Below are 11,866 nucleotides of genomic sequence, written 5' to 3'. Positions count from 1 at the left end.
ATATTCTATATTCTATATTCTATATTTTATATTTTATATTTTATATTTTATATTTTATATTTTATATTTTATATTTTATATTTTATATTTTTGAGTTTATTTATTCTTTATTAGTTTTATATTTATTTAGACTTAAACTATTAACATAAATTAATTTAATGCAACTAATCATGAACATGGATGCTTGGTTTTGTGACCTCATAGAGGTGATGAAGATGAAATGGCGGAGAGGAAAGAGAATACCGCCAGTCCTTAAAGAACTGGCGGTGGAAACATATTAAGCTGATTCAGACAGCTCTTTCAGATATTGGAAAATCTGACGGTAGGATTTTGGTGGCTTGTTAGCCTCCTTCTCTTTTTTGGCGTTGCGAACCATCGTCCGCAGTTGCTGGCGATCCACTTGTGGATACAATGTAACCACTTCTGCCAGGGCACCATCTGAATCTTCAAGCAGTCTGTCACGTAATTCTTCCAGCTTGTGGAACAGCACTACCTGCTGGTTGTGACGGTTATTCAGTTTATCCAGTGCAATAGTAATCGGTTCTGGATCGCGGGAACGCAACATTTTGCCAATCAACTGCAGCTGGCGGCGACGGCCTTCACGCTTGATTTTCTGCGCCAGCTCAATGGCTGCCAGCAGGTCACCATCCAGAGGAATGCGTTCCAGTGCGTTTTTACTGAGCTCAACCAGCTCCATTCCCAGTTTTTTCAGTGCTTCAGCATCTCGCTTAATTTCACTTTTACTGACCCAGATTATCTCTTCGTCTTCCTCTTCAGCAGGATAATTGTCAAGCCAATCTTCAGGCTGCTTTACCATAATTTTTTTCCTTCTAAAAAGGCCGGATAAGGTGCATTTTGGAACATGACCAATCGTCCGGTGGGTGTTAACATCCTAATATTGTGTATTGTAACTGGGAAAATTGCCTGATTACCACTCGGCATTAACGTTGTGGACGAATGTGAGGCGCTTTTCCTGATAAATTATCTCTTTAATTCATTGGATTACGGTTAATTAATGATAGTCACTAATCAACATATCGCGGAACAGCGCAAGCAATTGGAAGATGCGGTCTCCCACGCACTCGAATTAGCGAAGGCCGGTTCTGATGCTGCGGAAGTCGCGGTCAATAAAACGACGGGGATTAGCGTCAGCACCCGTTTCAGTGAAGTCGAAAATGTTGAGTTTAACAGCGATGGGGCGCTGGGGATCACGGTTTATCATCAGCAGCGCAAAGGCAGCGCGTCTTCAACCGATCTCAGTCCAGAGGCAATAGCCCGCACCGTGCAGGCCGCGATTGATATCGCTCGCTATACTTCACCTGATCCTTATGCTGGCCCGGCGGATAAAGATCTGTTGGCATTCGCAGCCCCAGATCTGGATCTCTTCCACCCGGCTGATTTGGATACGGATACTGCCATCGAACTGGCTGCCCGTGCGGAACAAGCCTCATTGCAGGCAGATCAACGTATCACCAATACCGAAGGCGGCAGTTTTAACAGCCATTATGGTATACGGATATTTGGCAACAGTCACGGTATGCTGCAAAGCTACTGTTCAAGCCGCCATTCTCTGTCTAGCTGTGTGATTGCTGAACAAGATGGCAATATGGAACGTGATTATGCTTATACCGTCGGCCGCCGTTTTGACGAATTGCAATCACCGGAATGGGTTGGGCAGGAGTGTGCTCGCCGTACTCTTTCTCGTCTGGGTGCACGTAAGTTACCGACCATGAAAGCGCCTGTCATCTTTTCTGCGGAAGTGGCTACGGGACTGTTCGGTCATTTGGTCGGGGCGATCAGCGGCAGTAGCATTTACCGCAAATCTTCTTTCCTGCTGGATAGCTTGGGCAAGCAGATTTTACCTTCGTGGCTGACGATTGAAGAGCAGCCGCATTTGCTCAGAGGTCTGGCTTCAACACCTTTTGACAGTGAAGGTGTGCGTACTACACCACGTGATATTATCAAAGAGGGTGTGTTGCAGACGTGGCTGCTGACTTCCTATTCAGCCCGTAAACTGGGCATGGTGAATACGGGGCATGCAGGGGGTATTCATAACTGGCGCATTGCGGGTCAAGGGCTGGATTTTGCAGCTTTGTTACGTGAAATGGGAACGGGCCTGATTGTTACTGAGCTGATGGGGCAAGGTGTCAGTGCGGTTACTGGCGATTATTCCCGTGGTGCATCTGGTTTCTGGGTTGAGAATGGCGAGATCCAGTATCCGGTCAGTGAAATCACCATCGCAGGCAATTTGAAAGATATGTGGGCGAATATGGTGACCGTCGGTGATGATATCGAAACACGCAGTAATATTCAGTGTGGTTCGGTACTGCTGCCGGAAATGAGTATCGCCGGTCAATAGGGATACTCAATCAACAACAGCCAGTCTGGGGCCTACTGGACTGGCTGTGAGCTAGCGATGATATTCACCCGCGGCTTCGGGTTGATAAATAATTTCTAATACTTTAATCCGGGTTTTTTCACTGTTTGGCAGTTCCCAGGTGATCTCATCATTCACCCGCAGACCCAAAAGGGCGGCTCCTAAAGGTGCCATGACAGACAGGTGTTTGGTACTATCCTGTAGGGAAGCCGGATAAACGAGAGTGCGTACACGCTCTTCATTGCTACCCAAATCAATAAAACGAATTTCACTGTTCATTGTGACAACATCCGGCGGAATTTCAACCGGAGACACAATTTCAGCTCGATCCAATTCTTCATTCAGTGCCTCTGCAATGCTGGTATTGGCAAAGGCAGGTTGTTCCAACAGCGAATCTAAACGTTCCGCATCGAGTTCGTTAATAATAATTTTTGGTTTTTTCATACCACGCTCCAAATTAGGCTCAATACAAAATAACACCCCGCATCACAAGGAGGGGGGTGTTATTTTAAAAGTAATTAAATTGATATTAGGCTGTTCTGTCGTGAAAATAAAGAGATCATGATCACGAACTGTTTTGTGTTGTTAATGGAACTGGGTCAATTTACACAGAGCGGAAGAACAGCCCGATATCATTTTAAACCGTGGATTATGCGCCTGTAGTGGCGATCCTTGGGTTAGTTTCTCCCCAAATGGAAGATAACTCAACAAGATGCATTCCGCCCCATTTTTGAATGTCAGACTGAGTGATTTCTTCTTTGCCTTGTTTACCGAAGATGACCACTTCATCGCCACTCTTCACATCAGGCAAGTCAGTCACATCGACCATGACAGTGTTCATGGAAACGAGGCCGACAACAGGAGCGCGGTGACCGTTGATCAGAACAAACGCTTTGTTGGACAGGCTGGAGCTGAAACCGTCAGAGAAGCCAACAGGCAGGTTAGCCAGTTTGGAATCACGTTTCAGGATGTAGGTGTTGTCGTAGCTGACACCATTACCTTTAGGATAGGGTTTAACAGAAGCAACACGGGTTTTTACCTGAATCAGCGGCTTGAATTCTGGGTACTCAGGGGTCAGAACGCCGTACAGTGCACTGCCGACCCGCACCATATCGAATTGTGCTTCCGGTACGCGGATTGACGCATAAGAGCTTGAAGCGTGCAGAGTGATTTCGTCTCTCTTCAGATTGGCGGCTTTGATCAACCAAGCCGTTTGTTCTTTGAAATCTTTCACACCTTCGCGGATCGCATCCAGATCTTTGAGGGCATAATGGCTCATCATGCCGACCAGTTTCAGGTTAGGCAACTGAGTGATTTTCAGCGCTTCTTGTTTACCCTGCTCAGTTTTCATTTCCAGCCCGTTACGGCTCATACGTCCAGTGTTCAGAGCCAAATGGACACGGATTGTTTTGCCGTGTTTTTTGGCAAGGGCATCAATGGTTTTAGCATGTTCTAGATCGCCAACGATTTCTTCCATGTCGTAGCCCAGCGTACTTTCAATTTCAGTCGCGGCCGCCGCACGGATGCGCATTAATTGCCCTTTGAAGCCGCTTTCGCGCACGATGCGAGCTTCTTCATTACTGGTAATTCCTACACAAGGTAGGCCTGTTTTGATGATAGAGGGCATCAGTAAATCGATACCATGACCGTAGGCATCACCTTTCAGAACCGCACACACTTTGGTGTCTTTTGTCAGTTTGCTTTGTAGTGTGTGGATATTATTTTCGAAAGTCGTCGTGTTGATTTCAACCCAAGCGTTGTTAGTAGCTGCAACGTGTTCTGCCTGAGTATTGTCTAAAGAAAGCGTAGGGGCGGCTTGAGCAGTGCCTTGGCACAGGGTCAGGCCAAGAAGGATTGCCAGTGTGGTTTTATTAAAACGCATGAAGTAATCTCCGGTTTAATATTTGAACTGTAAAATGCTCCGAGTGTGAATACCCCTTAATGATAAATTTTTTATTAATTAATTTCATATGGTTAAGCTTTATGGGGGGAACTTTGATTGTAATAGGAATACTATTTGTAAATAGGCAATACTATAAGCTAAATTTATACTTTAAAATGTTAATGATCTTCTATGGATGATGGCTGGCAGAGGGAATAATGAGAGGAATATGGCGTGATTCTGGGTTGATTTTTACACTTGGTATCCATTGTTGAATATTTATAATTGTTTGCTTATTCGACAATGGTATTATTTGAACGATATATAGTCGTAAATGGTAGGAACTGCGAAAAAACGATATTTCGCTTAAGAAATGGCATTTTATAGTGAGATGATTCAGTGTTTAAAAGGAAGAAAAGGGTAGGGAAGAGTAGGAAAGTGTTTATTCTTCATCAAATCCGGCATTAAATAACTCAATAATGGCGGCCAGTGCCTGCTGCTCATCCGACCCCGTCGCTTCGACTTCAATGTAACTGCCTTGTTCGGAATCCAGCATAAGCATGGCAATCACGCTGTGGGCTTCGGCTTGAATATTGCTGCTGTTGCGCAGAATGACCTGCGATTGAAACTGCTGCACAAGGTCATGCAGTTTCATTGCAGGTCGGGCGTGCATACCAAGCCGATTTTTAATTTCAAGCCGTTTTTTGACTGTCATGCTCTGCCGTTATTATATTATTTACGTTTTTCCAGTGTGCGGTGACGTGATTGCACGTTTTTGCCACGGGAACGGAAGTAGTCCGCCAATTGTTCAGCGACGTAGACGGAACGGTGTTTACCACCCGTACAACCAATTGCCACGGTGAGATAGCTGCGGTTATTGGTTTCGAGCATCGGCAGCCAGAGTTCAAGATAGCTGCGAGTCTGGTAAATAAAATTGTGTACTTCTGTGTGGCGATCCAAAAAGGCAGCCACAGGACGATCCAAACCGGTCATTGGCCGCAGTTTAGGGTCCCAGTGTGGGTTCGGCAGGAAACGCACATCGAAAACATAATCGGCATCAATCGGAATGCCATGTTTAAAGCCGAAAGACTCAAACACCATCGTCAGTTCGCGTTCGCGTTTGCCCAGTAAACGTGTTCTGAGCATTTCTGCCAATTCATGCACGGACATTTCAGAGGTGTCGATGATCAAGTCTGCCCGTGAACGCAGGGGTTCCAGTAGGTCACTTTCTTGATCAATAGCGCTTTCCAGCGACAGATTTTTGCTTGATAGTGGATGCAGGCGACGCGTGTCACTGTAGCGGCGGATCAGGGTGTTGCGATCCGCATCAAGAAACAGCAATTGTGGCGAGAACGTGTCCGGCAGTTTCGTCAGAGCTTCTTCGAAAATTTCTGGCGACTCCGGCATATTTCTCACGTCTATGCTAACCGCCGCTGAAATAGCGCGTTCAGCCAGTGTGCCTGCCAGTTCCGGCAATAAGACCACTGGCAGGTTATCGACACAATAGAACCCCATATCTTCCAGCGCACGCAGGGCAACGGATTTACCGGAGCCGGAACGACCGCTGACTATCATCAGCACCATGAGATGACTCCCCTTTAATATCTCAGCGGTTCTAATGAACCGCTGCTGTTTTGTTGCTTCCCAATAATTTTAATCGCTATTTATTCAGTTATGATTTTATATAGCTCTTCGTCACTTTGTGCTGAACGCAGGCGGCGGCAGAGATTCTTATCTGCAAGACGCTTTGCAATCAATGATAGTGAATGTAAATGGGTCTGACACTGGTCAGACGGCACCAATAAAGCAAATAGCAAGTCAACAGGCTGATTATCGATGGCATCGAAGGCAATAGGCTGTTCCAGATTCAGAAACACGCCAACGGCATTGTGTGAGCACTCTTTATCCAGTTTGCCGTGAGGAATGGCAATCCCGTTGCCGATACCTGTGGTGCCCACTTTTTCGCGGGAAAGAATGGCCTCGAATACGGTATTTTCCGGTAATCCAAGCTGTTTTGATGCCAGTTCACTGATAATCTCTAAGGCGCGCTTTTTACTCGAACAAGGTACGTTGTTGCGTGTACATTCGGGCGAAAGCACCGAGCTTAGTGGTAAATCTGTTTCGTTGTTCATTTCTTTATTCACTTAGGGCCTGTAATACCGGATGCCTGACTGGAGGCACCCGGTATTGATGCACTGTTTATACTTATACCTTTCATCTGAAATCTATTGGGTATGTAGGTAGAACAGTGATGAGTTTATGACAGCCCCGTTGCCAGAAAGCTGTTAATGTTGTCTCAATTTACTTTTGTGTTTGGTCAATTGACGTGCCAGCTTATCTGCCAGCGCATCAATTGCCGCATACATGTCTTCATGCTCTGAGCTTGCATGCAACTCACCTCCATTGATATACACCGTGGCTTCAGCGATTTTCTGCACTTTTTCCACTCGGAGTATGACCTGAATGAGGTTAATTTTATCGAAATATTGATCCAGTTTGCCGCATTTTGTATTCACAATGTTGCGTAATGCATCGGTGATTTCAATATTGTGGCCTGTGACATTGAGTTGCATAGTGTTTTCCTTCTCTGTGTTGTTCAAACCAGTTTTTTGCGTTGGTTTGAAGGCGGGATGGATAACGACTCTCTATATTTTGCGACAGTTCGACGCGCTACTTGAATGCCTTGTTCGGCCAGTATGCTGGTCAATTTGCTGTCACTCAGTGGCTTGGCCGGGTTTTCTGCCGCGACCAGTTTTTTCACCAGTGCCCGTATCGCAGTAGAAGAGGCTTCACCTCCGCTATCGGTATTGACATGGCTGGAGAAAAAATATTTCAATTCAAAAATGCCCCGTGGGCTATACAGATATTTCTGTGTTGTCACACGGGAAATGGTGGATTCGTGCATTTCAACCTGATAGGCGATATCTGCCAGTACTAGCGGTTTCATGTGCTCTGCACCATATTCAAAAAAATCCTGTTGCCGCTCAACAATACAGCTGGCAACTTTCAATAATGTGTCATTACGGCTTTCGAGGCTTTTTATCAGCCACTTGGCCTCTTGCAGGTTATTGCGAATGAACAGACTGTCGCTTTCACTATGGGACTGTTGCCCCAACGCTGCGTAGTGTTGATTGATGCGCAGACGGGGGATGCTATCGGTATTCAGTTTGACTTGCCAGCTTTCATTTTCTTTATGAGCAAGCACATCAGGAATAACATACTCGGATTCACCTGTATTGACCACTAATCCGGGTTTGGGTTCCAATGATTGAATAATATCGATGGCTTCTTTCAGGGCGTTTTCCTTTAATTTGCTCTGACGTAACAAATTACGAAAGTCTCGATTGCCCAATAGTTCAAGGTATTTGCTGACAACCAGTTTGGCTTCGTTCAGGTAAGGTGTTTCTGTTGACAGCACTGAAAGTTGAATAAGCAGGCATTCACGTAAATCGCGGGCGGCAATACCAATCGGATCGAAATGCTGTATGCGTTTGAGTACGATTTCCACTTCTTCCAGCATCAGCTCATCATCGCCAATGCTGGCAAGGATCTCTTCGATTGAAACTGTCAGATAGCCGGAATCATCAATCGCATCAATGATGGAGGTGGCGATGGCAGAATCCGTTTCAGTAAACGGCGTCAATCCTGCCTGCCACATCAGATAGTCTTGCAGTGTTTGAGTGGTTTCACCCTGATAGACGGGAAAATCCTCAGCACTGTAATCGCTGTTTGTCCCCGAAGGGGTGCCAGCCGTGTAAATTTCATCCCAACTGGCATCCAATGGCAGTTCTTCCGGTATATCCTTCTGTTCAAGCGCTTCGCGGGTATCCATCACCTCAGTTGCCGCATCAGGGGATTCCTGACTGTCAATTTCCTCATGCAGATCATCCTGTTCAAGCAGTGGGTTAGCTTCCAAAGCCTGCTGAATCTCTTGTTGAAGCTCAAGCGTAGAAAGTTGCAACAAACGGATAGCTTGTTGGAGCTGTGGCGTCATCGCCAGTTGCTGACTGAGCCTGAGTTGCAAACTTTGCTTCATAGCGTTACCACTTTCTCCTGAATTTCTCTGGAATCTCTCCTGAATGACGCCTGACAGAATCAGGATTAAAGACGGAAACCCTCACCCAGATAAACGCGTTTGACCTGCTCGTTGTTGAGAATCTCTTCCGGGGAGCCGTGGGCAATCAACTGCCCTTGGCTGACGATATAGGCGCGTTCGCAGACATCCAGTGTTTCACGGACATTGTGGTCTGTAATCAGAACTCCCAGCCCATAGTCCCGCAGATGTTGAATGATCTTTTTGATATCGAGTACGGAGATGGGATCGACGCCAGCAAAAGGTTCATCCAGAAGAATGAATTTCGGGTTGGCGGCCAGAGCACGGGCAATTTCCACACGACGGCGTTCACCACCGGAAAGTGACTGTCCCAGATTGTCACGCAGATGGGCGATGTGAAACTCTTCCATCAATTCTTCTGCCCGCTCTTTTCGTTGTTCTTGTGTAATATCCTTGCGGATCTCCAAGACTGCCATCAAATTGTCAAATACGCTCAGACGACGGAAAATGGAAGGCTCTTGCGGTAAATAGCCTATCCCTCGGCGGGCGCGTTCATGTAGCGGCAGAAGGCTGATGTCTTCATCATCGATGGTGATGGTGCCAGTATCACGTGGCACAATGCCGACCACCATGTAGAAGGTCGTGGTTTTACCTGCACCATTGGGGCCAAGCAAACCCACGATTTCGCCTGATTTGACGGTCAGACTGACGTCCTCAACGACCCTGCGACCCTTATAAGCCTTTGCCAGATTTTCTGCGTTTAAAATTGCCATACGTCGTTATTTACTCTTGTTGTTAACACTGGAACCTTTTTCCTGTAGCTGGGAAGGCAACAGGACGGTAGTAACACGTTTACCTTTGTCACTAAAGGCTTCCATTTGCTGTGTTGGCACCAGATAGGTGATTTTATCGCCTTTGATGTTACTGTCGAGTTGTTCAAGATAGGCATTACCTGTCAGCGTCATCAGCTCTTTATCCATCTCATAGCGCATTTTTGAGGCATGCCCTTTGATGGGTTTGCCGTCATCTTGTAACTGATAGAAAGTCGCCGGATTACCGTAGGCTTCAATAACGGTTTTTTTCGCATCCCCTTCTGGGCGAGTGACAACGACTTTATCCGCATGAATGTCGATTGAGCCTTGTTTTACGCTAACATTATCCGTAAATGTGGCTACGTTCCCCGTTAAATCCAAAGATTGCCTGTCAGAATTAAGGGTAATGGGCTGTTTCGTATCTTCTTTCAATGCCAGTACGGGCAGGCTGACTGCAAACAGGGTACTGGCAATAACGGTATTACGGATTAGGTTGTTCATTTGGGATCTCATAGTGAGTCGTCACCTTTTCAATCAATTCAGCAGTTTTGTTTCGCAGATTGCCACGCATTTTCATGCCAACAGATTTCAGGCCGACACCAATCAGAGTGACTTGGTCGTCGGATAAGACATCTTGAGACACCAGATTGACGGTCGCATTTTCTGTCGTGATCCGTTGCAGTTGTGATGCATCGGTCAGGCTATCCAGCTGGACATAGCCGTACAGATAGAGCATGTTATCGTTGGTCAGCTTTGCTTTATTTGCGCGTACTGTCCATGTCGGTGTTTCGGCAGTGCTATTGGGGGCAAAGGTTGTCAATATGGGTTTGGTAAACCAAGTCAGTTTGGTTTCCGTATAGTTCTGTACATCATCTGCCACCAGTTTGTAAGCCAGCTTGCCCTCGGGATCATAGACAAAAGAAGTGGCTTCCTGTGTTTGATAAGTGGGATGCCCATCATCCACAATCGGCGATGAAGCGTTTTCATTTAAATTGGATAAGTTCCAGCCAATCAGCGCAAGCGCGATCAATGCCAGTGTTCCGATCAGCCAGGATTGAATTCTGCTCATTCTCTTTTCAATTTTAGTCTTATATTGATAACCCTTTGGCACCTTCCAGCTTATTCTGAGCGAAAAGCACCAAATCACAAAGTTCCCTGACTGCACCACGGCCACCTGCAATCCGAGTCACATAATCCGCTCTTGGCAGCAGCAGAGGATGGGCATCAGAAACCGCAGCAGATAACCCAACTTGTGCCATTACAGGCCAGTCGATAAGATCATCACCAATATAAGCGACTTGTTCTGGCTGTAACGTTAGTTTATCTAACAGTTCCTTATACGCCAAAACCTTATCACTCTGTCCTTGGTAAAGATGTGTAATACCCAGTGTTTGTGCGCGATCTTCCAGCAATTTAGCGTTACGGCCAGTAATGATAGCGACTTCAATACCTGAGGTAATCAGACAACGGATGCCGTAACCATCACGAACGTTAAAGGCTTTCAGTTCTTCACCCTGATTGCCCATATATATCAGGCCATCTGACATCACACCATCAACATCACAAATCAGTAGACGGATTTTACTGGCTTTTTCGATAATTTCTTCGTTGACTGGGCCATAACAGGTGTCCAGATACGTTTTTTGACTCATTCAGGAATTCTCTTAAGGTTTATACCACAGCTGCTTATACCATTGCCTGTGCTTTATACATACTCTAACCCTTCATCTTTCTCTGCTGGGTATATACCGACCTTATACTACCCCCGCCTGCAAGAGGTCGTGCATATGCAGTACGCCGAGCAATTTGTCACCGTCAGTGACCAGAAGGGAAGTGATGTGGCGTGACTGCATCAGGTTCAGGGCATCAACGGCCAGTGTATGGGGCTTGATGCGGACACCGCCGGCAGTCATAACATCAGAGATGTTTGCATGGTTTAAATCGGTTCCCATATCGAAAACACGGCGCAAATCCCCGTCAGTGAAAATCCCTTTGATCTGCATATCGTCATCGCAGATGACGGTCATTCCCAGTTTCTTGCGGGTGATTTCAACCAAGGCTTCACGTAGTGTCGCGGTATAAGGAACACGGGGAATATCATCGCCGGTGGTCATTAAATCACTGGTCAGTAATAGAAGTTTGCGTCCCAGTGTGCCGCCCGGATGGGAAAGGGCAAAATCTTCAGCGGTAAAGCCACGGGCCTGTAAGAGCGCAACGGCCAGAGCATCCCCCATGACAAGTGTCGCCGTCGTGCTGGTGGTGGGCGCCAGCCCAAGCGGGCAGGCTTCCTGTGGCGTTTTGATGCACAGATGGATATCGGCAGCTTTCCCCATGCTACTGTTTGGGTTGTTTGTCATGCAGATGAGTGGAACTTTTTGCCGCTTGAGGACGGGGATCAGGGCAAGGATTTCATTGGATTCACCGGAATTGGAGATTGTCAGCACGAGGTCTTTTGACGTCACCATACCGAGATCGCCGTGGCTGGCTTCACCGGGGTGGACAAAGAAAGAGGGCGTACCCGTACTGGCAAATGTGGCGGCAATTTTCCGTCCAATATGACCGGATTTGCCCATCCCCATGACAATGACTTTTCCTTCACAGCTAAACATCAACTCACAGGCCCGGCTGAAATCTTCATTAATGTATTGTTCCAGTTCTGCCAATCCGTCGAGTTCGACCTGTAATACTTTTTTACCTGCTTGTTGAAAATCGATCTTAGACATTTTTACTTCCCACGTCAT

14 protein-coding genes are annotated in these 11,866 nt (G+C 46.5%); 1 reads left to right on the top strand and 13 read right to left on the bottom strand.

Going from position 1 to position 11,866, the window contains the following annotated elements; genetic code table 11:
- Nucleotides 1–277: 277 nt before the first annotated feature.
- Nucleotides 278–817 carry a ribosome biogenesis factor YjgA gene (yjgA, locus tag PSI22_RS15625; protein WP_273580546.1) on the bottom strand — a complete coding sequence of 180 codons (540 nt, stop codon included), beginning with the start codon at nt 815–817 and terminating at the stop codon, nt 278–280.
- A 198-nt stretch (nt 818–1,015) separates the two neighbouring features.
- Between yjgA and pmbA the strand changes: the two genes are divergently transcribed.
- On the top strand, nt 1,016–2,359 hold the full coding sequence (gene pmbA, locus PSI22_RS15620) for a metalloprotease PmbA (RefSeq protein WP_273580545.1): 1,344 nt from the start codon (nt 1,016–1,018) through the stop codon (nt 2,357–2,359).
- Nucleotides 2,360–2,410: 51 nt separating this feature from the next.
- On the opposite strand, the gene rnk is transcribed toward pmbA, so the two are convergent.
- The 12 genes from rnk to kdsD all read right to left on the bottom strand — a co-directional run bounded on the left by rnk (nt 2,411) and on the right by kdsD (nt 11,848).
- Nucleotides 2,411–2,821, bottom strand: coding sequence for a nucleoside diphosphate kinase regulator (gene rnk / locus PSI22_RS15615; RefSeq protein ID WP_273580544.1), 411 nt, complete (start codon nt 2,819–2,821; stop codon nt 2,411–2,413).
- A gap of 205 nt (nt 2,822–3,026) precedes the next feature.
- Nucleotides 3,027–4,259 (bottom strand): alanine racemase, encoded by a 1,233-nt coding sequence (gene alr, locus PSI22_RS15610; protein ID WP_273580543.1) that lies wholly within the window; start codon nt 4,257–4,259, stop codon nt 3,027–3,029.
- A 442-nt stretch (nt 4,260–4,701) separates the two neighbouring features.
- Nucleotides 4,702–4,974, bottom strand: coding sequence for a PTS phosphocarrier protein NPr (gene npr / locus PSI22_RS15605; RefSeq protein WP_038186548.1), 273 nt, complete (start codon nt 4,972–4,974; stop codon nt 4,702–4,704).
- Nucleotides 4,975–4,991: 17 nt separating this feature from the next.
- Nucleotides 4,992–5,843 carry an RNase adapter RapZ gene (gene rapZ, locus PSI22_RS15600; RefSeq protein ID WP_038252669.1) on the bottom strand — a complete coding sequence of 284 codons (852 nt, stop codon included), beginning with the start codon at nt 5,841–5,843 and terminating at the stop codon, nt 4,992–4,994.
- 80 nt (nt 5,844–5,923) lie between these two features.
- A complete protein-coding gene (ptsN, locus tag PSI22_RS15595) occupies nt 5,924–6,391 on the bottom strand; it encodes a PTS IIA-like nitrogen regulatory protein PtsN (protein WP_038192519.1) in 468 nt (155 codons plus the stop codon).
- Nucleotides 6,392–6,544: 153 nt separating this feature from the next.
- Entirely contained in the window at nt 6,545–6,832 is a 288-nt protein-coding gene (gene hpf, locus PSI22_RS15590; RefSeq protein WP_273580542.1) for a ribosome hibernation promoting factor, read from the bottom strand.
- 23 nt (nt 6,833–6,855) lie between these two features.
- Nucleotides 6,856–8,295 (bottom strand): RNA polymerase factor sigma-54, encoded by a 1,440-nt coding sequence (gene rpoN, locus PSI22_RS15585; protein WP_273580541.1) that lies wholly within the window; start codon nt 8,293–8,295, stop codon nt 6,856–6,858.
- A gap of 65 nt (nt 8,296–8,360) precedes the next feature.
- Nucleotides 8,361–9,086, bottom strand: a complete 726-nt coding sequence (lptB, locus tag PSI22_RS15580; RefSeq protein WP_273580540.1) for an LPS export ABC transporter ATP-binding protein — start codon at nt 9,084–9,086, stop codon at nt 8,361–8,363.
- 6 nt (nt 9,087–9,092) lie between these two features.
- On the bottom strand, nt 9,093–9,626 hold the full coding sequence (gene lptA / locus PSI22_RS15575; protein WP_273580538.1) for a lipopolysaccharide ABC transporter substrate-binding protein LptA: 534 nt from the start codon (nt 9,624–9,626) through the stop codon (nt 9,093–9,095).
- Complete coding sequence (gene lptC, locus PSI22_RS15570; protein WP_273580537.1) at nt 9,607–10,194, bottom strand: LPS export ABC transporter periplasmic protein LptC; 588 nt, start codon at nt 10,192–10,194, stop codon at nt 9,607–9,609. Before lptC ends, lptA begins: the two co-directional genes overlap by 20 nt.
- Nucleotides 10,195–10,213: 19 nt before the next feature.
- The gene (gene kdsC / locus PSI22_RS15565; protein WP_273580536.1) at nt 10,214–10,777 is read right to left on the bottom strand and encodes a 3-deoxy-manno-octulosonate-8-phosphatase KdsC; all 564 of its coding nucleotides are present in this window, start codon (nt 10,775–10,777) and stop codon (nt 10,214–10,216) included.
- A gap of 102 nt (nt 10,778–10,879) precedes the next feature.
- A complete protein-coding gene (gene kdsD / locus PSI22_RS15560; RefSeq protein WP_273580535.1) occupies nt 10,880–11,848 on the bottom strand; it encodes an arabinose-5-phosphate isomerase KdsD in 969 nt (322 codons plus the stop codon).
- Nucleotides 11,849–11,866: the final 18 nt, after the last annotated feature.

Source organism: Xenorhabdus aichiensis (assembly GCF_028598775.1).
GTDB lineage: Bacteria > Pseudomonadota > Gammaproteobacteria > Enterobacterales > Enterobacteriaceae > Xenorhabdus > Xenorhabdus bovienii.
This window is presented reverse-complemented; position numbering and strand designations above follow the sequence as displayed.